General features: G+C 51.8%; 25 protein-coding genes. 20 read left to right on the plus strand and 5 right to left on the minus strand.

Going from position 1 to position 25,262, the window contains the following annotated elements:
- The first annotated feature begins 175 nt into the window (after positions 1 to 175).
- From HXZ99_RS00005 to HXZ99_RS00015, 3 genes are all read left to right on the plus strand, one after another.
- Entirely contained in the window at positions 176 to 1,906 is a 1,731-nt protein-coding gene (locus HXZ99_RS00005) for a Na/Pi cotransporter family protein (protein ID WP_194755240.1), read from the plus strand.
- A 350-nt stretch (positions 1,907 to 2,256) separates the two neighbouring features.
- Positions 2,257 to 2,841, plus strand: coding sequence for a ZrgA family zinc uptake protein (locus HXZ99_RS00010; RefSeq protein WP_194755241.1), 585 nt, complete (start codon positions 2,257 to 2,259; stop codon positions 2,839 to 2,841).
- Positions 2,842 to 3,024: 183 nt separating this feature from the next.
- Complete coding sequence (locus HXZ99_RS00015; RefSeq protein ID WP_194755242.1) at positions 3,025 to 3,420, plus strand: hypothetical protein; 396 nt, start codon at positions 3,025 to 3,027, stop codon at positions 3,418 to 3,420.
- Here the strand turns inward: HXZ99_RS00015 and HXZ99_RS00020 are convergent.
- Positions 3,374 to 4,126 carry a glucose 1-dehydrogenase gene (locus HXZ99_RS00020; protein WP_194755243.1) on the minus strand — a complete coding sequence of 251 codons (753 nt, stop codon included), beginning with the start codon at positions 4,124 to 4,126 and terminating at the stop codon, positions 3,374 to 3,376. The two genes, HXZ99_RS00015 and HXZ99_RS00020, sit on opposite strands and share 47 nt — an antisense overlap.
- Before the next feature lie 151 nt (positions 4,127 to 4,277).
- On the opposite strand from HXZ99_RS00020, the gene HXZ99_RS00025 reads away from it, so the two are divergent.
- The 3 genes from HXZ99_RS00025 to HXZ99_RS00035 all read left to right on the plus strand — a co-directional run bounded on the left by HXZ99_RS00025 (position 4,278) and on the right by HXZ99_RS00035 (position 6,610).
- Entirely contained in the window at positions 4,278 to 5,339 is a 1,062-nt protein-coding gene (locus tag HXZ99_RS00025; RefSeq protein ID WP_194755244.1) for a tetratricopeptide repeat protein, read from the plus strand.
- Between the two features lie 293 nt (positions 5,340 to 5,632).
- Positions 5,633 to 5,911, plus strand: coding sequence for a transposase (locus HXZ99_RS00030; protein WP_194755245.1), 279 nt, complete (start codon positions 5,633 to 5,635; stop codon positions 5,909 to 5,911).
- Positions 5,912 to 5,944: 33 nt separating this feature from the next.
- Positions 5,945 to 6,610 carry a pseudouridine synthase gene (locus HXZ99_RS00035; protein ID WP_194755246.1) on the plus strand — a complete coding sequence of 222 codons (666 nt, stop codon included), beginning with the start codon at positions 5,945 to 5,947 and terminating at the stop codon, positions 6,608 to 6,610.
- Positions 6,611 to 6,745: 135 nt separating this feature from the next.
- Here the strand turns inward: HXZ99_RS00035 and HXZ99_RS00040 are convergent, their stop codons facing one another.
- A complete protein-coding gene (locus HXZ99_RS00040) occupies positions 6,746 to 7,348 on the minus strand; it encodes an outer membrane beta-barrel protein (RefSeq protein WP_194755247.1) in 603 nt (200 codons plus the stop codon).
- Positions 7,349 to 7,817: 469 nt separating this feature from the next.
- Here HXZ99_RS00040 and sufB point away from each other — a divergent pair, with 469 nt between their 5' ends.
- The 7 genes from sufB (at position 7,818) to HXZ99_RS00075 (ending at position 14,094) form a co-directional block, all read left to right on the plus strand.
- Entirely contained in the window at positions 7,818 to 9,254 is a 1,437-nt protein-coding gene (gene sufB / locus HXZ99_RS00045) for a Fe-S cluster assembly protein SufB (RefSeq protein ID WP_194755248.1), read from the plus strand.
- A 3-nt stretch (positions 9,255 to 9,257) separates the two neighbouring features.
- Positions 9,258 to 10,025, plus strand: coding sequence for a Fe-S cluster assembly ATPase SufC (sufC, locus tag HXZ99_RS00050; RefSeq protein ID WP_194756020.1), 768 nt, complete (start codon positions 9,258 to 9,260; stop codon positions 10,023 to 10,025).
- A complete protein-coding gene (gene sufD / locus HXZ99_RS00055) occupies positions 10,022 to 11,287 on the plus strand; it encodes a Fe-S cluster assembly protein SufD (protein ID WP_194755249.1) in 1,266 nt (421 codons plus the stop codon). The genes sufC and sufD overlap by 4 nt, the downstream gene beginning before the upstream one ends.
- A complete protein-coding gene (locus HXZ99_RS00060; protein WP_194755250.1) occupies positions 11,277 to 12,500 on the plus strand; it encodes an aminotransferase class V-fold PLP-dependent enzyme in 1,224 nt (407 codons plus the stop codon). Before sufD ends, HXZ99_RS00060 begins: the two co-directional genes overlap by 11 nt.
- Before the next feature lie 91 nt (positions 12,501 to 12,591).
- The gene (locus HXZ99_RS00065; protein WP_194755251.1) at positions 12,592 to 12,948 is read left to right on the plus strand and encodes a HesB/IscA family protein; all 357 of its coding nucleotides are present in this window, start codon (positions 12,592 to 12,594) and stop codon (positions 12,946 to 12,948) included.
- A 3-nt stretch (positions 12,949 to 12,951) separates the two neighbouring features.
- Positions 12,952 to 13,476, plus strand: coding sequence for a putative Fe-S cluster assembly protein SufT (gene sufT, locus HXZ99_RS00070; RefSeq protein ID WP_194755252.1), 525 nt, complete (start codon positions 12,952 to 12,954; stop codon positions 13,474 to 13,476).
- Between the two features lie 210 nt (positions 13,477 to 13,686).
- The gene (locus HXZ99_RS00075; protein ID WP_194755253.1) at positions 13,687 to 14,094 is read left to right on the plus strand and encodes a SufE family protein; all 408 of its coding nucleotides are present in this window, start codon (positions 13,687 to 13,689) and stop codon (positions 14,092 to 14,094) included.
- 61 nt (positions 14,095 to 14,155) lie between these two features.
- Here HXZ99_RS00075 and iscR read toward each other — a convergent pair whose 3' ends face one another.
- A complete protein-coding gene (gene iscR, locus HXZ99_RS00080) occupies positions 14,156 to 14,611 on the minus strand; it encodes a Fe-S cluster assembly transcriptional regulator IscR (protein WP_194755254.1) in 456 nt (151 codons plus the stop codon).
- 129 nt (positions 14,612 to 14,740) lie between these two features.
- Here iscR and HXZ99_RS00085 point away from each other — a divergent pair, with 129 nt between their 5' ends.
- From HXZ99_RS00085 to rimI, 7 genes are all read left to right on the plus strand, one after another.
- Positions 14,741 to 15,301, plus strand: coding sequence for a hypothetical protein (locus HXZ99_RS00085; protein ID WP_194755255.1), 561 nt, complete (start codon positions 14,741 to 14,743; stop codon positions 15,299 to 15,301).
- A gap of 8 nt (positions 15,302 to 15,309) precedes the next feature.
- A complete protein-coding gene (locus tag HXZ99_RS00090; RefSeq protein WP_194755256.1) occupies positions 15,310 to 15,849 on the plus strand; it encodes an outer membrane protein in 540 nt (179 codons plus the stop codon).
- Positions 15,850 to 16,112: 263 nt separating this feature from the next.
- On the plus strand, positions 16,113 to 16,694 hold the full coding sequence (locus tag HXZ99_RS00095; protein WP_194755257.1) for a hypothetical protein: 582 nt from the start codon (positions 16,113 to 16,115) through the stop codon (positions 16,692 to 16,694).
- Between the two features lie 283 nt (positions 16,695 to 16,977).
- Positions 16,978 to 19,905 (plus strand): immunoglobulin-like domain-containing protein, encoded by a 2,928-nt coding sequence (locus HXZ99_RS00100; protein ID WP_194755258.1) that lies wholly within the window; start codon positions 16,978 to 16,980, stop codon positions 19,903 to 19,905.
- Positions 19,906 to 20,127: 222 nt separating this feature from the next.
- Positions 20,128 to 22,167 (plus strand): S9 family peptidase, encoded by a 2,040-nt coding sequence (locus HXZ99_RS00105; protein WP_194755259.1) that lies wholly within the window; start codon positions 20,128 to 20,130, stop codon positions 22,165 to 22,167.
- Between the two features lie 103 nt (positions 22,168 to 22,270).
- Complete coding sequence (locus HXZ99_RS00110) at positions 22,271 to 22,807, plus strand: superantigen-like protein SSL4 (protein ID WP_194755260.1); 537 nt, start codon at positions 22,271 to 22,273, stop codon at positions 22,805 to 22,807.
- A 6-nt stretch (positions 22,808 to 22,813) separates the two neighbouring features.
- On the plus strand, positions 22,814 to 23,275 hold the full coding sequence (gene rimI / locus HXZ99_RS00115) for a ribosomal protein S18-alanine N-acetyltransferase (RefSeq protein ID WP_194755261.1): 462 nt from the start codon (positions 22,814 to 22,816) through the stop codon (positions 23,273 to 23,275).
- A gap of 1 nt (position 23,276) precedes the next feature.
- Here rimI and HXZ99_RS00120 read toward each other — a convergent pair whose 3' ends face one another.
- Entirely contained in the window at positions 23,277 to 24,020 is a 744-nt protein-coding gene (locus HXZ99_RS00120) for a glycosyltransferase (protein ID WP_194755262.1), read from the minus strand.
- A 130-nt stretch (positions 24,021 to 24,150) separates the two neighbouring features.
- On the minus strand, positions 24,151 to 25,185 hold the full coding sequence (locus HXZ99_RS00125) for a glycosyltransferase (protein WP_194755263.1): 1,035 nt from the start codon (positions 25,183 to 25,185) through the stop codon (positions 24,151 to 24,153).
- Between the last annotated feature and the right edge of the window lie 77 nt (positions 25,186 to 25,262).

Genomic DNA, 25,262 nt, shown 5'->3' on the forward strand with positions numbered 1-25,262 from the left:
ACTTGAAAAGCGTCAAAATTGTGACAGGCTACATTTATGGTTTCGCTCGGCGACCATGAACGATATAATGCGCCGACCTAGGATGATTAAAACAAATATAGGAGAAGCGGCCCGAATGCTTCCGTCGCTCGGTTAGCGCTTTGGAAGGCTTCTGCTTTAAGAGTCGCAAACACTTATGAATTACTCGTTATTTGATTTCCTTCAGTTAATTGGTTCGTTGGGTATCTTTATCTTCGGTATGAAGATTTTCAGCGAAGGGTTGCAGAAAATTGCTGGAAGCAAGCTGAAGGGCATCCTCAGCGGCATGACCCGCAACCGAGCAGCTGGCGTGGCTACTGGTTTTGCTACCACAGCTATTACCCAGTCCTCGACCACCACCACGGTAATGACCGTGAGTTTCGTAAACGCCGGTTTGCTCACGTTTGTGCAGTCGACGGGTGTGATTATGGGGGCCAATATCGGAACGACGATAACGGCCTGGATGGTTGCATTATTTGGCTTTAAATTTCAGATAACCCCGATTGCACTCGCTATAATCGGGGTTTTCTTTGCCTTTTTATTCTCCGGAAACAACCGCTTACGGAACATTGCCGAGGCGATGGTTGGGTTCGGTATCCTCTTTATCGGTTTGGAGTTTATTAAGGGCTCGGTGCCTGACATTAACACCAACCCCGAAATCTTCATGTTCCTCGACGCTTGGACAGATTATGGCTTCATGTCACTGTTGCTGTTCGTGGGCGTGGGGACGGTGCTGACATTGCTCACGCAATCGTCGTCGGCGGCCACTGCGATTACCTTGGTCATGCTGTTTGAGGGGTGGATTTCCTTCCCGATTGCGGCGGCTATGATTTTGGGTGAGAACATTGGTACCACGGTGACGGCGAATATTGCGGCCCTTGTCGGGAACGTGCATGCGAAGAGGGCCGCGAGGTTCCACTTCTTCTTTAACGTGATAGGGGTGCTGTGGATGTTAGCCCTGATCTATCCGTTCTTGCACCTGATGGATTTCGTAGTTAACCAGTTTGCCTCGACGCCAATTTCGGTGATGGAGGGAGCTGCGGAATCGCGGGCTAATGCGACCCTTGCGCTGTCGCTGTTCCACACGTCATTTAACGTGTTGAACGTGTTGTTGTTGTTTGCCTTTGTGCCGCTGCTAGTGAAATTTGTGGAGTATATTCAGCCTGATCGCGGAGGCGATGAAGACGAATTTCACCTCAAATATATCAGCGCAGGGCCGATGACATCGCCGGGTCTTTCTGTGGAGCAAGCGCAGAAAGAGGTGCAGCACTTTACTGATGTAATCGACAAGATGCATGCATCGTTGAGTGAATTACTCTTTGACCCTAAGGCTGACCGCGCTAAATTGCTCGAGAAAATAGCGAAATATGAGGAAGTTACCGATCAGTTAGAGATTGAAATTTCTGACTACTTGGTACGCATTAGTGAGCACTCGAGTATGGAGCATGAGCTCACCGGGCGTATGCGCTTTATGCAGACGATGGTGAACGACCTTGAGCGCATTGCCGATATTTTCTATCAGATCTCGAAGATTTCTGAGCGTTTGGAGGACACCACTGGCTGGCCTGAATCCGCGCTTGAGGAAATGAAGAAGATGATGGAGGCCGTGGGCGCTGCGGTAGTCGAGATGCGTTCGAATTCAATGAAGGCGCCTTACGCCGTGAAGCTGGATCAGGCCATTAAGCTTGAACAGATTATTGATAAGGTGCGTGATGAAGCGCGCGATAATCACTACGCGCGGTTAGAAGCGGGTGAGTACAATGCCCGTTCCGGCGTGACCTTCATCGATATCCTCAATCGTTTAGAGCGAATCGGTGACCACATTTTAAATGTGAACGAGTCCGCTGCCGGCCGCCGCCTAAAAGCGATGCGTATTGATGGGAAGTAGCCTTTGGCCCGGCTCGGGGGTAAGTAGCCTCGGGGCTGACTACCCCACCTTGTAAAAAAAGCCCTTCGGGGCTTTTTTTGTGCGCGCCCTCCGACAGCAGTTCTAACCAAGGCTCACTGATCAACCACGCAAAACAAGTTGCGCCCCAGGGGTGGAACTCACGATGTCTTATGGTTCAAGGCCTGCGGTTAAATTAGCAACTGATGAAATAAGAGTTGTACCCCAGGGGCGGAACTGTTGGTTGGGCGATTGTCGATGAGCGTAAGTTCCGCTACTATTTAGTCAGAATACCGTGATGTTATACGATAACAAACGTGAGTGAACTTCGATTTTGTGTGGGGGCGGTTAAAATGAAGAAAGCTGTTGTTGCTCTTGGTGTTTCTGGCGCACTAGTGGCGGGATGGTACGCGTTTAGCCACTTTGGCCACTTTGGCCACGACCATGCCCATAGCCACGACCACGGGCATAACCACAGTCACAGCCATGATCATGGCGCGGGCGGGCACGCGCATGGGGTGGGGCAAATGTCGTTGTTTGTTGATAACACCGATGTGTCGCTCTTTTTTCATGCCCCTGCCGGTGACGTGATTGGTTTTGAGCATTATCCACGCGATGAAGAGGAGCGGGCCCATGCTGGGGCGGCTCTTACATTTTTGGCATCTGGGGAGTGGATGCAATTTCCTCAGCGCGCGGAATGCACATTGCAAAGCGGTACGGCCGACAGCGATCAGCTCGATGAAGCCAACGAGGGGCACGCCGATGTTACCGTTGATTTGATGTTCACCTGCGAGCGCCCGCGTCACTTAACCCAAGCGACCGTGCAGCTATTTGAAACCTATAGCGCCCTCGAGCGCATCGACGCTCACTGGATCCGCGGTAATAATACCGATACCGCCGAACTCACGCCCGCTATCACCACCTTCCGCATTCGCTAATCGCGACAACTAGCCCCTCCGCCAGCAGTTCTAAACAGAGTTGTGCCCCAGGGGTGGAATTCTGTTTTTGTCCGTCATGGAAAAGTGCATTTTCCGCGTTGCAGCAGGGCTAGGGGAGTTCCACCCCTGGGGCGCAACTGTGTTTTTGTCCGGATATGTTAAGCTGTGTGTGGAGGTGATTGGATGCGTGTTTTGACTTTGTTGGGTGTCAGTTTTCTGTTGTCGGCCTGCGCTGTTGAGAAGATTGGCGGGGCGGAATTTGTGGTGTCGAGTATCGTTGCCGGGGAGGGCGAATTGTCGCCGCGCTCAATGAGCGTCACCGATGGCGAACGGGCAACGTTCGTGGCAACGCCCGCCTCGGGTTGGGTGCTGGAAAGTATTACCGGCTGCAATGGGACGCTTGATGGGAATACTTACGAAACAGCACGGATTCGCGCAGACTGTACCATTCGCGTCACGTTCGTGGAAGATGGCGGCGCAATCATGACATTTTTACTGCCAGATGGCACCGTAATCTCCACCAATGCAAGCACTATCGAGCGACCATTCCGCCATCAACCGCCAACGCCTGACCGGTAATAAATGAAGCGTCGGGCAGTGATAAAAACACAACGGCGTTTGCCACTTCCTCGGACGTGCCCATACGATTCATCGGATGCAGCGCGGCAAATTGTTTTTCGGTTTCAGGATCTTGCTGCGTAATGCGATCGATCATGTCGGTCTTGATAGCGCCGGGACAAACTGCATTCACGCGAACCCCTTGCTCCGCGTACTCGACGGCGGCGGTTTTGGTAATCTGCACCACGGCACCCTTTGACGCACAATAGGCGGGTAGTCCAGGAAAGCCGATGAGTCCGGCCACAGAGGCCATATTTACGATAGATCCGCGCCCCTGCGCGCTCATGATGGCGAGCTGCTCTTGCATGCAGGCATAAAGTCCGCGCACATTGATGTTCATTATGCGGTCATAGTTTTCGAGGGAACTGTCTGCCGTTGGCGCATTTTCGCCCTCAACTCCCGCATTATTGCAGGCGTAATCGAGACGGCCGAAACGCTCCATAATGTGCTTATGCATGGCGCGCACCGCGTCGATATCCGAGACATCGACGGTTATTGCTATTGCGTCGACACCGATGATTTGGAGGTCCTTAACTAATTGAGCTAACGCGGTTTCTTGGATATCCGCGACAACGACATCGCATCCCGCTCGCGCATAAGCTAAGGCGGTTGCTCTGCCGATTCCAGCTGCGGCGCCAGTGACGAGTGCGACGGGTGAGGTGCTCATGGTGAATCTCCTTGCTGTGATTGAATGTTCAGTGTTGCACAAAATTTGCGCAGCGCGATTGATCTTGATCACAGGGATGGGAACTAGATGCCCGGGTGCGCTAGAATGGGGGTTGAATGTGACGATGGAAATAACCTAGGGGCAAATTTAGGTGGAAGAAGAGCTGGATTTTAACGAGGTTCTGGAGCGAGCGCAGCAGCATCACGAGGCCGAAGAGTTCGAGTTGGCGTTGTCATACTATGGCGGCGCGCTTGAGTTTTTGCTGAACGGTGAGCCCGATGATCTGAGCGATGAGGAATTCGAGAATTTCTCACTTAACCTATTGTCTTTATTTAATAATACTGGCTCTTGCTATGAGCAGCTGGGGGAGTATGGTGCGGCGTCTGATTATTACCTTGAGGGCGTCGAGCGCATCACACAGTTGATGGAAAAGGGTGCGAACAACGAGATTTTGCGCCGCTATCATCGCACGGTTGAAAATTTGGCCCGGGTGTATGGCTTAAGTGGTCGTGCCGAAGAGGCGTTGGCGGCATTTGAAGATTGTTTGCATTACTCACAGGTTTTTCATGAAGAACAAAATGACGATTTTTCATGGGCTTCTGTGGGCTATGTGTACGATCTGATCAGCAACCTTTATGCGGATTTAGGTCGGCTGCAAGAGGCTTATGACACTGCGTTTAAGATGCTCAAGTTGCATGAGGCGATGTACAAAGAGTATCGCGAGTGGCGTGACCAGGTGGATATAGCCCGGGCGCATCATTTTTTAGGTGAGATTGCTGAGCGTCAGTTTAAGTTTGATAAGGCCCGTTTGCACTTTGCTGAGTCCTTGCATGCGCGGGAGCTGCAGCGCGAAGGGAATCCCGGCTATGAGTCTGATTTTTGTGTGATTTCTAGTAATGAGCGGTTGGCGCGTTTGCTGTTGAGTAACCGCGATTTAGCTGCTGCCGAGCCTTATTTGAATACGGCGTTACAGCTGTTTGAAGAAGTGGAATGGCATGAAAATCAGTGGGATTACCGGCTTTTTGCGAACTTGTTTGCCAATTGCGCTCAGTGGCATCAGCTTACGGGACAGCTTTCAGAGGCAAAAGAGTTTGCCGACGAAGCCCGTAACGCATTGAAATGGCTTGAAGAAGCTAATGAAATGACCCAGGAAATGGTACGCGTCGAAGACATCATCCGCGACATCACCCACACCCCCACCTCCCGCAACTAAACAGTTGTGCCCCTGGGGTACAACTCTGTTTTCGTCCGACACCGACTTCTCTGTAGCCCTTGCTCCGCGCGGAAAACAGAGATCCGCCCCTGGGGTACAACTCTGTTTTCGTCCTGTTTTCGACGGATCAGCAATTCAGTTTTTTGTGCGCAATGGCGCAAAAACTTGGCTAGTGCATGACATTGGTCGAAAACCGACCATAATCAAATTCGAGCACGGATTGCTCATGGCGGGTTCGGATGTCTCAGGATGAGTGCCGAACTTTAATTGTCACCGGCCAGGTAGGGCCAAGTATGTCGACAAAACCAAGATATTGTGTGGTAGGGACACCCCACCATATCTACCAACGCGGCGTAGATCGTAAGGAGATATTTTTCTCCAAGCCTCTGCGCCGCACCTATTTAAGTCTCATGGAAAAGTATGCCAAGGAGGCGATGGTGCAGGTGCATGCCTATGTGCTCATGGGCAATCACGTGCACATGCTGTTGACCACACTGAAAGAGGATGGGATTTCCATCTTCATGCAGAACCTTAATTCTGTTTTCGTGGCGAAAAAGAGTGACACGGGTTAGTATCGCAACGTGGTTCGCTACTTAGGAATTGTTATGATCTTTGCCACCCATCCCGATTTTTATGTGATCGCAAAACCATCGGGTATCGGTATGCATCAAGATGGCGAGCAGCCAGGGTTGATCACGCAACTAAATGATTTCACAGGCGAAGATCTGTTCCCGGTACACCGGCTCGATAAGGATACTAGCGGATTACTGATTGTTGCCCGTTCGGCCCGTGCTGCGGCGTCGTTTGGAAAGCTTTTCGAGAACCGTGAAATTGAGAAGTTTTATATTGCCTTGGCTGGAAACAAACCGCGTAAAAAGCAGGGCGCGATTAAAGGCGATATGGCGAAAGGGCGCAACGGAAGCTGGATGCTGAAAACTTCGCAAACCAACCCCGCAGTGACTTATTTTTTCAGCCACGGCACCAACACCGGCATGCGACTATATATTTTGCGTCCTGTAACCGGAAAAACCCACCAATTACGCGTGGCTTTAAAGAGTATTGGCGCCCCGATTTTTGGTGACACCCGATACAAAGGTGATTCGGCGCCGCGCTTGCTCCTGCATGCCATGGCACTTCGCTTTTTGTGGAAAGGCTCTGAGCATAGCTATGTTCTACCGCCCTCTGAATTGAGCGATTTTCCGCAACTTGATTGGACGCTCTTCCCCAACATCCTCACACCTTGGCTTTATCCTTGGCCGACAAAAACATAGTTATGCCCCAGGGGCGGAACTCCGCTAGCCCAGCTGTAATAAGGAAAATGCGGTTTTTACAATCGGACGAAAACAGAGTTCCACCCCAGGGGCGGAACTCTGTTTTGCGGACTTTGTTGGGCGAATTTTGTTGAGTTAAAAGCGAATGCTAAAGGCGATGCGAAATACATCGTAGTCTGAGCCGGAGCGTTGGTATTCGCCGGAAACGTAGAAGCGGCGGTCGAGGCGGTAGCCAATTCCAGCGCCGTAAACGAAGTCGTTATCGCTGTAGTTATCGAGTGTGGGGCCTGCGCTTTTTCGGGTCATGCCATAACCGAGTGAACTGAATATATCGATGTTGTCGGTAAGTGAAACCTCAGGAACGAGCGCTATCGCGGTATGGCGAACATCACCCCGTTCGGTGATCAGAATGGCTGGGCAGGTGCCGTTATCAGGGCAGCTATTGACGGTGCTGAAGTCGCTGCCGCGTTCGTAGGTCCCGCGCACGCTGAAATTCGGATGGAAGAAATAGGAGACCGAACCACCGTAAATGGTGCCGCTATCGTCGGTGACCGAATTCCATGTGCCTCCTCCGAGAGTGTAACGATCCAAGCTGGCACGGCCCGTGTGTACTGAAACCTTCCAGTCCCTTTCAAACGCCTGGGCTTGTGCAGTTGAAGGAGCAACGACAGCGCCTGCTCCAAGTAGAAGCATGGCCAACCCAGTAGCTTTAAGCCAATGTTTTGCTCTAGCTTTCATAATGCAACCTCCTCGTTGGATAACGAATTATCTATAAATCCAGTGTAGGCCTAAATTCTGCAGCAAATTGTAAAAAAGTGTGGACGTTTACGAAAGCGAATTCCACCTGTACCGAGTTTTGCCCCTAAGGCACAACTGTTTTATCACATCAGAATAAGGGACGAAATCCGAGTTGTACCCCAGGGGCGGAACTGTTCTAGCCCGGCGGGGATAAGGAAAACGCGGTTTTGGGCAACGGACGAAAACAGAGTTGTACCCCTGGGGCGTAACTATGTTTTGGAACTGCTGGCGGCGGGGTGGTATGGGCGCGGCGGTGGGCCAACGCGATGCGTTGGCTACGTCAAACCAACCAGCCGCGTCCACCCAACCCTCCAACCCAGAAAAACACCCGGTATTACTTGAGTAAAATAGTCGGGAAATGGTATAATGCACGCCAAATTTAGAGTCAGCTGACGATGAGGTTTTTGGCATGAGTGAGCAAATCGAGAAGGCGATAGCGCGTAAGTATGACGCTGGTTTCGTCTCCGAGATTGAGTCTGATACCTTCCCGCCCGGGTTGGATGAGGATGTCATCCGTCGCATTTCCGAGATGAAAAATGAACCCGAGTGGATGCTTGAATGGCGTCTGCAGGCTTATCGCGCGTGGCTAAAAATGGAAGAGCCTGATTGGGCGCACCTGGGCTACGAGCGTATCGATTATCAGTCTATTTCTTATTACTCAGCGCCTAAGAGCATGAAAGATAAGCCGAAATCTCTCGATGAGGTTGACCCTGAGCTTATCCGCACTTACGAAAAACTGGGTATTCCTTTGCACGAGCAGAAGATGCTGGCAGGGGTCGCGGTAGATGCAGTATTCGATTCCGTATCCGTGGTTACCACCTTCCGTGAAAAGCTTGAAGAAGCGGGTGTTATCTTCTGTCCTATCTCCGAAGCAATTCAAAAATATCCAGAGCTGGTGAAGAAGTATATCGGCTCGGTTGTGCCCAAGGGCGACAACTTTTTCGCTGCCCTAAACTGCGCGGTATTTACCGACGGTTCCTTCGTTTATATCCCGAAAGGGGTACGCTGTCCGATGGAACTATCCACTTATTTCCGCATTAACGAGCTGAACACTGGGCAGTTTGAGCGTACCCTGATTGTCGCCGATGAAGGCAGCCACGTGAGCTACCTTGAGGGCTGTACGGCTCCACAACGTGATGAAAATCAGTTACATGCGGCGGTAGTTGAGCTGGTGGCGCTGGATGACGCAGAAATTAAGTACAGCACGGTGCAAAACTGGTATCCGGGCGACGAGAACGGCAAAGGCGGCATCTACAATTTCGTGACCAAGCGCGGCATTGCCCATAAAAACTCGAAGATTTCATGGACGCAGGTGGAAACGGGCTCCGCGATAACCTGGAAGTACCCGAGCTGTATTCTTAAGGGCGATAACTCGGTAGGTGAGTTCTACTCAGTTGCCTTAACGCGCGGTCGCCAGCAGGCAGATACCGGCACCAAGATGATTCACTTGGGCAAAAATACCAAGTCGACTATCGTTTCCAAAGGGATCTCCGCGGGCCATTCCAGCAACGCCTATCGTGGCCTTGTGAAAATGGGGCCTGGCGCTGATGGCGCGCGTAATCATACCGAGTGTGATTCGCTGTTGATTGGCGACAAGTGTGCGGCGCATACATTCCCGTACATTGAAAGTTCGAATCCGTCGGCAATTGTTGAGCACGAGGCGACAACCTCGAAAGTGAGCGACGACCAGATGTTCCTGTGTAAGCAGCGGGGGCTGGACGCCGAGAAGGCCGTATCGATGATCGTGAACGGTTTTTGTAAGGAAGTATTTAAAGAATTACCGATGGAGTTCGCGGTAGAAGCCGGCAAACTTCTGGAAATTAGTCTTGAAGGTTCAGTGGGGTAAATGATGTTAACCATTAAAGATTTGCATGCGCGTGTGGAAGACAAAGTCATCTTAAAAGGGCTAAACCTTGAAGTGAAGCCGGGTGAAGTGCACGCGATTATGGGCCCCAATGGCGCAGGTAAAAGTACGCTTGGTTATGTGATGTCAGGTCGCGATGGCTATGAACTCGTGAGTGGCAGCATTGAAATGAATGGCGACGATTTGATGGAGCTGGAAATTGAAGAGCGGGCGCAAAAAGGTCTGTTCTTGGCGTTCCAGTATCCGGTCGAAATTCCAGGCGTCAGCAATATGGAATTTATGAAAGAGTCAGTGAACGCCATGCGTAAGGCGCGCGGTGAGGAAGCACTTACTGCCGCTGAATTTTTGAAGATGGCAAAAGAGGCCTGTAAGCAGGTGAATTTGCCGCTGGATTTCTTAAAACGCGGAGTGAACGAAGGTTTTTCGGGTGGTGAGAAAAAGCGTAACGAGATCATGCAATTAATCTTGTTAAAGCCGGCGTTAGCCATTCTTGATGAATCCGATTCTGGTCTCGATATCGATGCCTTGAAAGTGGTCGCCGATGGCGTAAACAGCCAGCGCGATGGTAAGCGCAGCTTTATCGTGGTTACTCACTATCAGCGTTTGCTTGATTTTATCGAGCCTGATTATGTGCACATTTTGTCTGATGGCGTTATCGTGAAAAGCGGTGGCCCTGAGCTTGCAAAAGAAGTGGAATCAACGGGTTACGCATGGCTAGGTAAGCCAGTGGAATCTGAGGAGGCGGGCGCATGAGTGATTGGTTAGCACAGGTCATCGACCGTGCCGACGCTGTCGCTTCCGCACAAAACGATGAGCTTTCGTCTGCACGCTTGAGTGCCTTATCGGAACTTAAGCAACAGAAATGGCCGACCCGGCGCACCGAAGCGTGGCGGTATACGTCGTTGCATCCGTTAGAAGATATGACGTTGCCAGCGCTGTCGAATGACACGCCAGCGGTACCTGACATTGACGGCCTTGAGCCGATCGATTTCGTATTTGTGAACGGTAAATTGCAGGGCAACATGCCCGCGTTACCGGCAGGGTTGAGCATCGGCGGACTGACCGACTCAACCATGCAAGCGGCTGCCACCGAGGTGTTTGGCACGGTGAAGCCGCGCACGCATTTGTTTGGATTAGTGAACGATGTGCTTGCAACCGATGGGTTGGTGATTGACGTGGCCGCTGGCGCGAGTATCGCCCGTCCACTGCGCATTGTGAATGTGGTGACGGCAGGTGCGGAGACGCATCACCGAGTGCTCGTGCGCATTGGCGACGGCGCGTCGGTAAGCGTGATTGAACATGGTGCCGGTTCCGGCGCTAGTGTGAACACGGCGTTTGCTGAATATGCGTTGGGCGCAAAGGCTCATTTGGAGCATTACCGCTTTGCCCTGCACAGCGGCGATGCCATTCATATTGGCGGTGCGCACTTTAGTTTGGGCACCGAAGCGCGTTTGAATAGCACGCTGGTCGGTTATGGCAGCCAGTTGAGCCGTTTGGATTACGATGTAATTCATGCGGGGCAACATGCGCATGCCAAACTCAATGCAGTGTATTTGTTAGGTCCGCGCGAACACTTTGATTTACATACCAATATTGAGCACGCCGTGGCCAATGGTACCACCGAAGAAAATGCCCGTGGCATCATCGGTGACCGGGCCCGCGCCGTGTTTAATGGCCGTATTCATATTCACCGCGACGCCCAGAAAACCTTGGCCGAGCTGAATAATCGCAATTTGTTGCTATCGCGCGGCGGGAATATTAGCACTAAGCCAGAGCTGGAAATTTATGCCGACGACGTGCAATGTGCCCATGGGGCGACCGTTGCTGAGATCGACGATAAAGCCTTGTATTACATGCTCAGCCGCGGCATTAAGCGGGAGCAGGCGTTAGTGATGCTGAATTTTGGATTTATTCAGGAATTGGTGCAGCAAATGCCAAGCAAAGCCTTGGCGCAGTGGCTTGAGCCGCAGTTGCGTGCGCGCTTTGTTGAGATGGATACGCGCAATGGCTCTTGATGTTCAGGCAATTCGTGCACAATTTCCAATTTTAAGTCGGCAGGTGAATGGTAAGCCTTTGGTTTACCTTGATAATGCAGCGACAACGCAAAAGCCCCAGCACATGATTGATGCGCTGGTGAGCTATTACAGCGAGTGCAATTCGAATGTGCACCGGGGTGCGCATGCGTTGTCGGACGAATCGACGCGGCGCTATGAGCGGGCGCGCGATGTGGTTGCAGGATTTATTGGTGCAGCCGGTCGCGAAGAAGTGATTTGGACCAGCGGCACCACAGAAAGCATTAATATAGTGTCGAAGGGCATGGCGCAACGGCTGCAAGCTGGCGATGAAGTGCTAGTGACGGAAATGGAGCACCATGCCAACTTGGTCACATGGCAGCAGGCCTGTAAAGCGGCAGGTGCGCGCTTGCAGGTGGTACCGATTTTGGAGAACGGCGCGTTGGATGCCGACGCGTTTATTGCGTTGTTAAGTGAAAAGACCGCGTTTGTGGCCATGCCGCAGGTGTCGAATGCGCTTGGAACCGTGAATCCAGTACGCAGCTTGATTAAAGAAGTGCGTGCGCGTTCACCGCGGGCCTTGGTGCTCATTGATGGCGCCCAAGGCGTGGCTCATGGCGGCGTGAAAGTTGCGGATCTCGACTGCGATTTTTATGCCTTTTCCGGGCACAAGATGTTTGGTCCAACCGGTGTGGGTGTACTTTGGGGTCGTCGTTCGTTGCTTGCCGATTGGCCCGTGTGGCTCACTGGCGGCGAGATGATTGCCGAAGTGAGTTATCAAGACGCCACTTGGGGCGCCTTACCGCATCGTTTAGAAGCGGGCACGCCGCATATTTCAGGGGCTGTAGGCCTGGCGGCAGCGATTGAGTGGTTCCAAACCCTCGACGTGGCTGATGTTCAAGCGCACGAGCGCGCCTTGTTAGATCGGGCGGTGGCGCTTGGTGAAGAGTTTAAAGGCCTGCGGTTAGTGGGCGCGGCCCCAGAGAAAATTGGGGTGTATAGTTTTGTACTTGAAGGCACGCATCCGGCCGATGTGGGCTTTATTTTGGACAAACAGGGTGTGGCGATTCGCACTGGTGACCATTGTGCCCAGCCGCTGATGAAGCGACTTGGCCTGCCGGGTACAGCGCGCGCCTCATTCTCGGTGTACAATACACTGGAAGAGGTCGACGCTTTGTTCGCCGCCCTCGCCAAAGCCCGCGATATGCTCGCGTAACTGGTGGGGTTTGTAGCCAACGCACCGCGTTGGTAAACAGAGTTCCGCCCCAGGGGTAGAACTCCATGTTTCAACTATTTTGGAGTAAGCAATGGCTGTAGAAACCTTCGTTCCCACAGCAAGTGTGATCACCGTAACACCGACTGCTGCGCGTCATTTTGAGCAAAAGCTCGGTGATTCAAAGCAAATTATTCGCTTCGCGACCCGTGAAAGCGGCTGCACAGGCTATGCCTATGTCGTTGATTTTGCAGACGCGCCACAAGCGGACGATGAAGTGATACAAGTTACCGACAAGCTTACTGTCGCGGTTGCTCGTGCCGCCGTGCCGATGCTGCGCGACACCGAAATTGATTATGTGAAAGAAGGCATCAATGGCGTGCTGAAATTCAACAACCCTAATATCGCTGAGGCCTGTGGCTGCGGCGAAAGCTTTAGCGTGAAATCGTAACGCATGCAGAAAATTGTTTCCCTATCGCGTGAAGTGAAAGCGCGCCGCGTTCCCTCGGGTGAGCCACTGACATTGCCTGCCGGGGAATTCGTGAATATTACCCAAGATCTTGGCGGTAATTACACGATTACATGGCGCGGCAATATGTATCGCATTGATGGCACCGATGCCGATGCGCTTGGTCGCAAGCCAACCGTGCTTTCATTCGATGCGCCAGACGATAATAAGATTGATGAGAAACAGGTTTGGGAAGCGCTCGAGAGCGTGTATGACCCTGAAATTCCAATCAATTTGGTGTCGCTTGGACTGATTTATAAAGTGGAAATCGACGGCAACAATGTGCTGATTGATATGACGCTAACGGCCCCAGCCTGCGGCATGGGACCCGTCTTAGTGGGCGATGTAGAGTACCGGGTGGGCATGGTGCCCAATGTGGAATCGGTGAAAGTGAACCTCGTTTTCGACCCGCCTTGGTCACGCGACCGAATGAGCGAAGAGGCCCAACTCGAAGCTGGCCTCTTCTTTTAAACAGAGTTCCGCCCCAGGGGTGGAACTCATGCACCCGCGCCTGGCGTGGGCTGCGCGGAAATGATATGCGGACGAAAACAGAGTTACACCCCAGGGGTGGAACTCAATTTCGGTGCCCTTGTTTGCCCCGTAGCCAACGCACCGCGTTGGTTACAACAGAGTTACACCCCAGGGGTGGAACTGATGTTTTGTACCCTTAGGAACTTGCAGATGAAATTACCTGAACCTTCTGAAATTGTGGATGACCTAGAGTTTCTCGGTGACTGGGAATCGCGCTACCAATATATTATTGATCTTGGAAAAGCGCTGCCGAAGTTACCGGAAGAAGCGCGCGCCGATGAGTTGAAGGTAAAGGGCTGTCAAAGTGACGTGTGGTTGCTACCGTCGCGTCAAGGCGATGTGCTTGTATTTCAAGTAGATAGCGATGCAGTCATTGTGCGTGGTTTGTTGGCATTGGTGATGTCGGCTTACAACGAAAAATCGCCGGCCGAAATCATGCAGTTCGATATCGATGGCTTCTTCAAAGAGCTTGATTTAGAGCGCCATATTTCCCCTACCCGAGGCAACGGCCTACGCGCCATCGTTGGCAGAATTCGTGAGCTTGCCGCCAACGCCTAACTCCCGTCAAAAACAGAGTTTTCCACCCAAGGGGCGGAACTGTTTAGAGCGGGCGATTGGGTTAGGCGGTTTGTACGGGAATGCGGTCGCGGGTGGTTTTGTTTGCGGCAGCGGCGTCAGCGTCGGCGGTGAGGCTGCCGAGGCTAATATCGTGCAAGAAATCGGAGATTCGGTCGCTTAAATCGGCCCATAAATGATGGGTGAGGCAGCGGCTGCCACTTTGGCAATTGGATTTGCCCTGACAGCGGGTGACATCCACGCTCTCATTCACGGCGTGAATAATTTCGCCGATTGAAATCTGGTAAGGGTCGCGGTTCAATAGATAGCCACCGCCTGGCCCACGAATACTATTCACAAGCTCGGCTCGACGCAGTTTTGCAAACAACTGTTCAAGATAAGACAGTGAAATATCCTGACGCTCAGAGATGTCGGCAAGAGTCACGGGCGAATTCTGTCCGTGCAGTGCTACATCGAGCATTGCAGTGACGGCATATCGACCTTTTGATGTCAGTTTCATAACTCATTCTCACCCATAAACTCGATGGCGTTAGCATCGCATAACTTGACTATTTCAGTCAAGTATTCCCGGTGCATGTAAAGTGGATAAACCACCGGATATGGTCTAGTTTTTTGGTGAGGTGAACGAATGAAAATTGCAATAATCCCTATGGCAACACTTGCCATTCTCATTATGAGCCCAGTTCAGGCAGAGCAAGAAGAGCGGCGTTTGGCGCGTACCTGCTTGGCGGACTTGGAACGGGTTGATTCTATAGCTTCGCGTCTGGCGGCGAAAAAACGTGAAGCCAACGAAATTGTCGAACATTTAAGGCGAGAAGTGCCTAGAATGAACATGGAGGCTTCCAACTTACAGACGATGGAGCGTAATGTTCAATTTTGCGACGCGGCAGCAAACTGGAATTACTGTAATAATTTGATGCAGAATTTCTATACGCGGCGTCTGCAGCTTCAAGAGAGCGAGCGACGAATGAACAACGCAAAGTCCAGAGCACAAAGACTTGCACGCGAGTTCGATTCACTCGAATCGGGAGAGTATCAGAGAAGTTGGGATCGCTTAGACAATAGCTGTGATGCGGCTGCTTCGGCGCGACTTCCCTATCATATTTGGAGTCAGGAAGCGGAGCGTTACACGATCAGGACCCACAAATACCGACGCATTTTAAGCAACCTCTTAGACACCGCGCGGTAGCTGTCGCTATGGCTCTTGCGGGAACGATGTTCGTTTCTAACGCTGAGGCAAGCGAAGGCCCAAGTTTCACGTATGCTAGCGCAAGTTATATGCAGTTAGGTGTTGATCAAAGCGATAGCACGGATGGATTTGGCTTAGATTTATCAATTGAAATGAATGAATTAGCGTTCTTCCGTGCGGCACATGAACGATACAGCGAAGGCGGTTTGAGTGCAGATCTAACCCGTATTGGCTTGGGTCTTAAGAAAGCGATGAATGACTCAACGGCACTTTATGGTGGCGCTGGTTTGGCTTATGGCAAGCTTGATGTTGGCTGGGCGTCAGACTCAGACACCGGTTGGCAAGTATTTGGCGGCGTCGCAAGCCGTCTAAACAAGCACGTTGAGTTGTACGGTGAGCTGTCTCATTACGATTTATTTGATTCTGGCGAGACGGATTTTGCTTTAGGTTCGCGTTTCTTCGTCAGCGATCGTGCGTCATTCGGCGCTGCTTATATTTTCGGTGACGGCGCAGATCGTCTTAAAATCGGCTTTACCTTCCATTGGTAAGCTGAGCAAAAAAACCGCTTTTAAAAAGGAGCTTTTTGCTCCTTTTTTGTTTATTAAGTGTTCGCTATTTAAAATCGGAAAATTGTTTATTTTTTAGACGTTTACAATCTCTTACATTTTAATGACAAATCCACATTGTTTCGCCTTCTCGCAATTGTTAGAGTGCCCTCAAATCGCCTCCGTGTGAAGTGACTTCAACGGGCGCGAACCGTCCAAGCATGGATAAATACATCGATGTTAGTTGTAAAAAAGGAAGTTAAATCATGAAAAAGTTTGCAGTAAGTTTAGTTTCGACCGCTTTGTTGTCTTCTGTTGTATTCGCGGCAAACGCAAATGCAGACGAGGCGTCAGTTGCGCCTTCATTCGATTACGCCAGCGTGGCTTACTCTGAAATGGAGCAAAGCTCTTCAGAAGCGACATTCTCTGGCTTCCGCGGCCAGTTCAGTCGTTCTTTAAGCGATGTGCTTTTCGTTCGCGGTGATTATGAATCAGTTTCTCGCGATGGTGCGACTTATGAAGAGACGGAAGTTTCTTTGGGCGCGCGCTATATGATCGACGAGCGTTCATCAATTTACGCAGGCGCGGGCTTCCTCAACGCTTATAGCTCTGATGCATCAGGCAGCAACCTTGACCATTTGGTGTTCACAGGTGTTGCGATTCGTCCAAGCGAAGCCTTTGAATTGCGCGTTGAATTGCAACGTGCTCGCGTATATCGCGAAAATGAGTCGCGCGCAGAAGTTGGCGTTCGCTACTACGCAGCACCTCGTTTCTCTGTCGACGCAAGCTATGGTTTCACCAACCAGAATACCGACGCGATGCGTTTAGGCGTTTCATTCCACTTCTAATGCTGTCCTGAATATTATTTGTGGAACCAGCCGGGGATCTCCCCGGCTTTTTTATGCCCAAAAACCGAGTTCCACCCCAGGGGCGCAACTGTTGAACGTGTCGCGGAACTGTTGTGGGAAAAAGGTGCGGAGTTTGAGGCGGATAGGAAAAGTATTCGGTTGTGGGCTTGAGGTTTAAGAAATAGTGTCTATTTTCTATACAGTTATTCATTTAAGAGGAGCTCGAAACTGCGTCACATAATGACGCAAAAAAAAACACACTCGGCAATTGAGGAAAAGCACTATGAAATACACGGAGAGTAGTATCTGGCGAAATCTCGTCGGAATTCTAGTTGTTCTAGCGTTAACAGGCTGCTTTGGTAGTAGCAGCAGTCCTGAAGAACCTGATGAAACCCCCACATTCACGGTAACAGCGGTTGCTGAATCAGGTGGATCGATCGATCCAGCCACGCGAACTGTTGAGCAGGGGAGTACCACCACATTTACGGTAACCGCCGACGATGGCTTTGCTATCGATTCAGTGACAGGCTGTAATGGCTCGCTTGATGGTGAAACTTACACCACAGGCCAAATTACCGCCGCATGCACGGTGACTGCCACTTTCGAGGATATCGAACCACCGCAAATTACGCTGCTCGGTGACAACCCGATGGAGTTGATGCAAGGCGACCCCTTTGTCGATCCAGGCGCTGAGGCTATCGATAATGTCGATGGCGAAGTGGAAGTGGAAGTCGAAGGAGAGGTGAATACGCAGGTCGCGGATACCTATATTCTCACCTACACGGCCACCGATAGCGCGGGCAATAGCGCATCGGAAGAACGTACGGTGATCGTCATGGAAACCTCACCGGAGACGACGCTCACCATGAACCGCTTTGGTGAAGGTAGCTTTGAAGTGTCGGTTGATGGAGATACCGGCATTATGGTGTGTGAGGAAAGCCGGTCATGTTCATTCACGGTACGCACGGGCAGTGAAGTGACTGTGTCAGCTGCACCTGCTGCAGATTGGGATTTCCACTCGTGGGGTGAGTGCCCCGGTAGCGACGATGTGCATTGTAGCTTTACCGCGCAAGGTTCGTCGGTTGTATCGGCCACTTTCTTGCAGGATATGGATCCAGAAATGGCCGATGATGTGGTGGTGCTCAGCGAAGCGCAAGTAGATGCCATCATGAACTACGACTCGGCGAATCTTGTAATTACCTTCCAAGTAGGCGCGGATGTGAGTAACTTCGCTGTGGGCGATGTGATTGTGTCCTCAGGTGGTTCAACCACCACGGCTGATGATATCGCTGCGGATTCAGAGCAGATATTTTTTGTTCGTCGGGTAACCAATATTATCGAGGTTCCGGGCGCGCCCACTCAGGTGCGGACTATTCGGGTTACTCTCGATGATGTCTTTGTGGATGGTTTTACCCACGTCTCCTTGACCAATCGTGCCGAAGTCGTCGACCCCAATAGTCTTCCACAAGGTGTGGAACTGGTTGCAGCCGACGATGATGAAATGACGTTCTCGGTGAATCATATTATCTATGATGCCGACGAGGATGAGACCACGACCTACGATCAGGTTGCTCTCACCGGTTCGATTACCATCCATAGCCTCACGCCTGAATTAACCGTGAAATGGCCTCTTGAAGAAATGCGCATGTTGACCCATGCGGATATCACCGCGTCGCTGATGTTACGCATTGGTGATCAAGTGGGTGAACAAGAGCTTATGGGCTTAGTTCCTGAGATCACACTGCCGATGGCGCCTTACTTTATTGGTCCAGTTCCGGTCGTGCCTGAGCTGACCATTATGTATGGTGCGCGGATGGATACGCCGTTGATGCTGATGCCAATGGTGATGTCGCACAGTGATTACACGCTCGGCTTCCATTATGTGCGTGGTGAAGGCTATGAAAGTATCGCGGGCTATGGCTTGAGCGGTGATTGGATGCTCGAAGAGTGGCCGCAAGAGGCAGTTCACGCGGACGCTGGTTTAGGCATTCGGGTCACCCATCGCATCGCCGGTGAAGACGGTCCTTACTTTGAAGGGCTCGGTTATTCGGGGGCGCGCATTGTTGAGCGTCCAGCCGAAACAGGCTGTGCCTGGGACCTGGATGCATATACTGGTTTGTGGGGCCGTGCGGGTGGTAATACCGATCTATTCGGACGTTCGCTCGACGTGGACTATCAAATTGTTGATACTCAGTTTGGTTTAGAGCTGGGTCGTCCTATGTGTGACGGCGTACCCGTAGATCCGATGCCAGAGCCGCCAGTGCCAGATACGATCGCTCTTGAGTTTGAGGGCAGTTCGCGGGCTATGGTGAGCTGGAGTGTGAGCCATCCGGAGTATGTTGCTCGCTACTTTGTGTATGAATCGGGCGAAATCGTATCACGCGGATTGAGCTCTACCCAGTTTGTACATCCAAACCGCGTTGCCGGCGAGGAGTACTGCTATCAGGTGAGCTCTGTAAACTATGATGGTGTGCATTCAGCGCGTAGTGCTGAAGTGTGTGCAACGGCGCCTATGCCGGATGTGCAGCCGCCTTCTGCACCCACGAACTTAACCATCGAAGCTTCGTCGACCACAGCTTTGAGCTTGAGCTGGGATGCATCGTCGGATGATCACGGCGTCGCAGGCTATTTAGTGTTCTGGCATGTTCCTGATCGCCAACCGGTGATTATCGCGGACGTTGAGAGCACCGAGTACGTATCCTTGAGCTTAACTGCGGAAACTGAGTACTGTTACAGTATTGTGGCGTACGACGCTGCAGGTAATCTATCGGGCGCATCGGAAGTATCTTGTGAAACTACGTTGCCGGCGGATGAAGCTAACTGGATTATCTATCTGGCCTGTGTTGATCGTGAGTACTTGCTGCAAAACTATATCGATTTGGATGTGGATTATTCAACATCTGTATCGGTAAGTGGCACCGGCAGAGACTACCCCGGCACGGAGTTGGCTTATACTTTGTTCGGCACCTACAACGCCGATAATCAGGTGCTGAGCGCGGATATTACCTGGGTGTTTGAAGGTTCATCCACGCAGCGTCGTGATCGGTTCTCAGCTGATTTGAGTACCGGTGATACCGGCAACATTGTGGCGGATCAAATTGAGCAAACTGGGTGTGATCTATGGATTCGCTTTGTACGCTCAGATATGCCGCAACCGAATGTTGACGTTTCAAGCGACAGCAGCGGTGGCATTTTATTTAATCACCACTAAACCTCGCTTCCTCAAAGGCTCACCCTCCCGGTGAGCCTTTTTTTTACCCAAAAACCCAGCTCCGCCCCAGGGGTGGAACTATTGAACTCACCACGAAAACAGAGTTGTACCCCTGGGGTGGAACTGTTTTCGAGCGTGTGGGAGGAGGAGTTGGTCGCAGTTTGATTGCGGGGGCGCTAAGCTAGGGTAGTATCGGGGTATCTCAACAAGAGGGGAAAGTACGTGAGATTATTAAATTCAGTTTTGATCCTGGTGGCGTTGTGGCTGCTGAGTGCTTCGGCGCTGGCGGAAAACAACGTTCGACCGTTGCAATACGATGATGTGTTTCTATTAGAGTTTGCCTCAGATCCGGCGCCTGCGCCAAATGGGCAGACGATAGTGTTTGTACGTAATTGGATGGACCGCATGCAGGACCGTCGCCGCAGTACCTTGTGGACGGTGAATGCAGATGGCTCGAATTTACAGGCGCTTACTTCAAAAGAGCAGAATGCATCGCAGCCGGTGTGGTCGCCCGATGGTTCGCGGATTGCCTATGTGGCAGACGGGCAGATTCATATGTATTGGGTGGAGTCGGGACGCCAAGCCCAAATTAGCCATCTGCAGCAGGGGCCCGGGAATTTGACTTGGTCGCCAGATGGTCGCTGGATTGCATTTTCTATGTTTGAGCCTCAGCGTCGCGCAAACCCGGTTTCGCTGCCGGGTCGTCCTGATGGCGCAAACTGGGCGGAAGCGCCTGTTTTTATTGAAGATATGAATTACCGTGCGGATGGCCGGGGCTATCTGCCGAGCGGCTATCGTCATATTTATATGATGCCAGCTGAAGGTGGCACGCCAATTAAGCTGACCTCTGGCGACTTTGACCACGGTGGCAGCATGAGCTTTTCTGCTGATGGCAAATCGTTGTTTTTCAGTGCAAATCTCTATGAAGATTGGAAGTCGCAGCCGATTAACTCGGAAATATTCCGCTTGGATATCGAGTCTCGTAAGCTCACTCAGTTGACTGACCGAGATGGTCCGGATCATAGCCCCGTGGTATCGCCGGATGGTCGTATGATTGCCTTCGCTGGTGTTGATGATCGCCGCTTGGCACACCAGAATCATGGCCTTTATGTGATGAACATCGATGGCTCGAATGTGCGGGCGCTTACGGCGGACCTTGACCAACATATTCGTGATTTTAAGTGGACGTCGGATTCGCGCGGCCTTTACATTTATTACGACGCAAAGGGCAAGGGCACGCTGGCGCATCAGCCGTTGCGCGGTGATCGACGCGAACTAACCGATGAAGTGGGCGGGTTGGCTTACAGCCGTCCTTACTCGGGCGGTGATTTTGCGGTGCTTGCTGATGATCGTGTGGTATTCACGCAGGCGAGCACGCAGCGCCCGGCGGAGTTAGCGGTGTTGAGCCAGCCACGACGCTCAGTGCGCATTAACATGATTACCGATTTAAACCGCGACTTATTAATGAAGCGCGATATCGGCCAAGTTGAAGAGTTTTGGTACGAGTCGTCGGTGGATGAGAAGCCGATCCATGGCTGGATTATTTATCCGCCGGGCTTTGATGAAAGCAAAACTTACCCGTTGATTCTGGAAATTCACGGCGGCCCGCACACGGCTTATGGCCCTTACTTTGCCATGGAGTTGCAGTTAATGGCGGCTCAGGGATATGTGGTTCTTTACACGAATCCGCGCGGCTCAACGAGTTACGGCGAAGACTTTGCCAATTTAATTCACCACAATTACCCGAGCCATGACCACGATGATTTGATGGATGGTGTGGATTCGGTAGTTGCGCGGGGCTTCATTAATGAAGATGAGCTCTTTATTACTGGCGGTTCCGGTGGCGGGGTGCTGACCACTTGGGCTATCGGCCATACCGATCGCTTCGCGGCCGCAGCGGCAATAAACCCGGTGATTAACTGGTATAGTTTTGTGTTAAGTGCTGATATGTATAATTATTTTACTCAGTATTGGTTCCCGGCATTGCCGTGGGATGATCCTGAGCATTATCTGAAGCATTCGCCGATTTCCTACGTGGGCAATGTGACGACGCCGACTTTATTGTTTACTGGCGAGTCGGATCATCGCACGCCGATTTCGGAAACCGAGCAGTACTATCAAGCATTGCAGCTGCGCGGTATTGATACGGCGATGGTGCGTATTCCCGGGGCGTCTCATGCCCTGCACACACGCCCATCAAACCACATGGCAAAACCCGCTTACGTGATTTACTGGTTCGACAAATACCGCTCGAAACAGTAGTTCTGCCCCAGGGGCGGAGCTCTGTTTTCGTGGTAAATGCGTTGGCTACATTGAGGTATCCGCGATACTATATAAATTGTGGATACGCGGGGGAGGTGCGCTAATGTGGACAGCTGAACAACGTGAGGTACTTCAAGCGCTTGGCATTGATGCTGCGCTCTTTTTTGATATGCCTGAAGTATCAAACGCGGGTTCGCAGCTGCAGCGCAAGGAAGCACAACCTGAACTTGTGGAGCTGGAGCCCGAAGCCCCGAGCCCGGCTGACGCTGCGAAGCAGCCCGAAACCCCGAACCCGGCTGACGCTGCAAAGCAGCCCGAAGCCCCGAGCCCGGCTGACGCTGCGAAGCAGCCCGAAACCCCGAACCCGGGTCAACCTCCGAAGCAGCCTGAAGCCAGAATCCCGCATCTCTATAAACTCGGTCCCTGGGCGCTTGAATTTAGCCACGAGCTCCCGGTTGATCGCTACCCCTGGATTAATGATTTGGGTAGTTATATTGGCAGTAAGCCGTCTTTGATCAGCGCGACAGGCGATAAACTGGTGCAGGTGAACTGTGACGCTTACGCGAAGAAAGTGTTAAATGTGGATGAAAAAAAGGCTTTATGGGCGCTGCTGAAACCCGCTCTCGAGCAGAGGGGATAGGTCGTTATGGCGTTGGTAATTGCACCCATTCACGGGCTGAGCCCTGATATGATGACCATCGAGCGTGCCGCTCACCGCGTGCCGTGGGGCGCCAATGTTTTTGGCAATTCATTTGGGCCGCGCTATCGTGTGATGGGGCTTTTTCTGCATGATCGGCTTGTGGGTTACACAGTATCGCACGTGTTGTTCGACGAGATTATGTTGATGAATATAGCCGTTGCGCCGGCGCATCACCGCAAGGGCTACGGCCAATTGCTGATGGATGATTTAATCGCTTTTGCTAGTGACGAGCAGGGGCAGCAGAAAGATATGCTTTTTCTTGAGGTGCGCGAGCATAACGAGTCGGCGATTCGGTTATATGAGCGGAATGGCTTCAAAGAGATTGGTCGGCGGCCGGGCTATTACCCTCCGGTCGTGCCCGGCGACGAACGCGAGACCGCGATCGTCATGAGCCGAACCACGTCTTAATTTACTTCCAGTTATCAGCAACCCATTGCACCGGCAACACGCGGCGATACCACTTACCGCTGCGGCCCGCGATCGCATCAGGCGGGTTTGGCTTGCCGTGGAATGCAACAATTTTCGCCCCTTTCGGAATTTGAGCTGGCTTAAACCAACTTGCGATTCCTTTTGGCATACAGTGGCGCTTGAAACTAACGCACCAGCCTGGAGGCCAATACTGAAGCTTGCCCTGCTTAGCTAAGTGGCTAGTGACATACTCTTGCTCGTTACGTACCTTCGCAAGCTCTGCCTCTTTGTTTTCTTTCAGCTTTTCAATAAGATCTGGGTGCGCGCCGATCGTGTATCGGTAGACCGAGGTGTTTCCGGTTTCATCGCGCTTGTCCCATTCTTTAATAACTCGAAACTCGCCTTCAGGCTCAAAAAAGCAATCAATGTTATCGACAATTACGACATCGAGGTCGATAAATAATGTTGGGCCAACCAAGTCATAAAGGGGCTTTGCGAAGCTCGTTACTTTGAGCCAACCATGACCAAATGACCACGGTGCGCGCTCGTCAAAATCTTTAAAGCCGACCTGAGGAATGTCTTTTACTTCGATATGCTCATCAATGCCTTCGCCGTCGTCGGTAAGACAAACAAAGCGAAACGGTAGCGTGATGTTGCGCTTCACCATCGAGTACAGCTTGTTTACATAATCGGGACCGTATTTATTGCCCCATTTTATGCACAAAATATTGACCGGTTGACTCATTTTTTCCTCTCTTGCAATGTTTCGAGCGACAATTATTCGAGTATATCAGCCTCAGCGCAATCACGCACAGCCAAAACAGAGTTCCACCCCAGGGGCGGAACTGTTGGGGCGAAACTATTGCATGGGCGGGTTAGGATTTGTAGAAGTTGGTGATGGCTTGGATGCTGGCGGCGGGGGCGTATTTTGCCATGCCGTAGTCGATGCGTGGGCAGCCGTTTTGCTTGCACCGTTTTACTTGCTGAATCAGGGCGCTTTGCAGAGCGAGGGAGTCGCCGATGGGTAGTAAGGGCTGCACGAACTCGGGGTCGCCGGCGCTGCGCTGTCGCTCGCCTAAATGCAATGCACCTTGGGTGCGGGTGGCAATAATCGGAAGTCCAATTTGCATGGCTTCTAAAAAGACCAGTCCAAAAGGTTCGCTGCGTGCGGTGCTGACAAACACGTCAAAGGCCGACATCCATTCCCGCACGTTGGTCACGTAGCCTGGAAAAATAACCTGTCCGCCGCCTGCTTTTTCTAGTGCTGGCATTTGTGAACCGTGGCCAACAATGGCAAGGCGTGATCCCGAGATTTCCGCCCGTCGAAATGAGCGGACTAAATTCATCTGGTCCTTGCTCGGCTCCAACCGACCCACGGTGCCAATTAAAATCTCATCGTCGCCCACGCCATATTCTGCACGAATGCGGCGTCGCGCGTCGGGATCAACGTCAAAAGGCGCAATCCAATTATCTACATGCACGGTTTTCTTGCGGATATCGTCGGGCATGTGCGGTATTTGCCAAGGGGCAATGGCTATCAGACCATCGAGTTTGGCATGTTGTTGAGATTTGTAATGTACGTGCAATGAGCCAATCCGTTTCAATTCGCCCTGCATCGGGTGCAACGCCTTGCAGCCATTACTCAAGTGGCCGTGAGCCACGTCGGGTTTGATTTGCCGCAGCAATTTGCGGGTAAGCCAGCGGGCAATTGGCGGAATGCCAGAAACGTAATGCACGTGCACGGATTCATCGACTCGCGGTGCTATCGGATTAACTCTATTCTTGCGTCCGCGTTGATGCAAAATAAGATGCACCTCATGGCCCGCCTGCGCCTGCAAATGAGCAAGGCTCACGGCGTAGCGCTCACTTCCAGCAAATGACGAGGTGAGAATGATATGGGCGATCTTCATGAAGTTATCCTAAAGTTTTCGTAAAACATCAGCGGGTTTCAATTATCCATCGGATACCGCACAATACACCAGTCAAT

Origin of the sequence: Aliidiomarina indica (genome assembly GCF_015354615.1) — a bacterium.
GTDB lineage: Bacteria > Pseudomonadota > Gammaproteobacteria > Enterobacterales > Alteromonadaceae > Aliidiomarina > Aliidiomarina indica.

What these genes read in the sequence shown, in the direction of transcription:
- HXZ99_RS00040 (WP_194755247.1), bottom strand. Translation starts at nt 7,348, where the DNA reads ATGAAAGCTAGAGCAAAACATTGGCTTAAAGCTACTGGGTTGGCCATG.
- HXZ99_RS00100 (WP_194755258.1), top strand. Translation starts at nt 16,978, where the DNA reads ATGAAATACACGGAGAGTAGTATCTGGCGAAATCTCGTCGGAATTCTA.
- HXZ99_RS00075 (WP_194755253.1), top strand. Translation starts at nt 13,687, where the DNA reads ATGAAATTACCTGAACCTTCTGAAATTGTGGATGACCTAGAGTTTCTC.
- HXZ99_RS00005 (WP_194755240.1), top strand. Translation starts at nt 176, where the DNA reads ATGAATTACTCGTTATTTGATTTCCTTCAGTTAATTGGTTCGTTGGGT.
- HXZ99_RS00120 (WP_194755262.1), bottom strand. Translation starts at nt 24,020, where the DNA reads ATGAGTCAACCGGTCAATATTTTGTGCATAAAATGGGGCAATAAATAC.
- iscR (WP_194755254.1), bottom strand. Translation starts at nt 14,611, where the DNA reads ATGAAACTGACATCAAAAGGTCGATATGCCGTCACTGCAATGCTCGAT.
- HXZ99_RS00095 (WP_194755257.1), top strand. Translation starts at nt 16,113, where the DNA reads ATGAAAAAGTTTGCAGTAAGTTTAGTTTCGACCGCTTTGTTGTCTTCT.
- HXZ99_RS00060 (WP_194755250.1), top strand. Translation starts at nt 11,277, where the DNA reads ATGGCTCTTGATGTTCAGGCAATTCGTGCACAATTTCCAATTTTAAGT.
- HXZ99_RS00090 (WP_194755256.1), top strand. Translation starts at nt 15,310, where the DNA reads ATGGCTCTTGCGGGAACGATGTTCGTTTCTAACGCTGAGGCAAGCGAA.
- HXZ99_RS00125 (WP_194755263.1), bottom strand. Translation starts at nt 25,185, where the DNA reads ATGAAGATCGCCCATATCATTCTCACCTCGTCATTTGCTGGAAGTGAG.
- sufD (WP_194755249.1), top strand. Translation starts at nt 10,022, where the DNA reads ATGAGTGATTGGTTAGCACAGGTCATCGACCGTGCCGACGCTGTCGCT.
- HXZ99_RS00020 (WP_194755243.1), bottom strand. Translation starts at nt 4,126, where the DNA reads ATGAGCACCTCACCCGTCGCACTCGTCACTGGCGCCGCAGCTGGAATC.
- HXZ99_RS00015 (WP_194755242.1), top strand. Translation starts at nt 3,025, where the DNA reads ATGCGTGTTTTGACTTTGTTGGGTGTCAGTTTTCTGTTGTCGGCCTGC.
- sufB (WP_194755248.1), top strand. Translation starts at nt 7,818, where the DNA reads ATGAGTGAGCAAATCGAGAAGGCGATAGCGCGTAAGTATGACGCTGGT.
- HXZ99_RS00085 (WP_194755255.1), top strand. Translation starts at nt 14,741, where the DNA reads ATGAAAATTGCAATAATCCCTATGGCAACACTTGCCATTCTCATTATG.
- HXZ99_RS00065 (WP_194755251.1), top strand. Translation starts at nt 12,592, where the DNA reads ATGGCTGTAGAAACCTTCGTTCCCACAGCAAGTGTGATCACCGTAACA.
- HXZ99_RS00030 (WP_194755245.1), top strand. Translation starts at nt 5,633, where the DNA reads ATGTCGACAAAACCAAGATATTGTGTGGTAGGGACACCCCACCATATC.
- sufC (WP_194756020.1), top strand. Translation starts at nt 9,258, where the DNA reads ATGTTAACCATTAAAGATTTGCATGCGCGTGTGGAAGACAAAGTCATC.
- sufT (WP_194755252.1), top strand. Translation starts at nt 12,952, where the DNA reads ATGCAGAAAATTGTTTCCCTATCGCGTGAAGTGAAAGCGCGCCGCGTT.
- HXZ99_RS00110 (WP_194755260.1), top strand. Translation starts at nt 22,271, where the DNA reads ATGTGGACAGCTGAACAACGTGAGGTACTTCAAGCGCTTGGCATTGAT.
- HXZ99_RS00035 (WP_194755246.1), top strand. Translation starts at nt 5,945, where the DNA reads ATGATCTTTGCCACCCATCCCGATTTTTATGTGATCGCAAAACCATCG.
- HXZ99_RS00010 (WP_194755241.1), top strand. Translation starts at nt 2,257, where the DNA reads ATGAAGAAAGCTGTTGTTGCTCTTGGTGTTTCTGGCGCACTAGTGGCG.
- rimI (WP_194755261.1), top strand. Translation starts at nt 22,814, where the DNA reads ATGGCGTTGGTAATTGCACCCATTCACGGGCTGAGCCCTGATATGATG.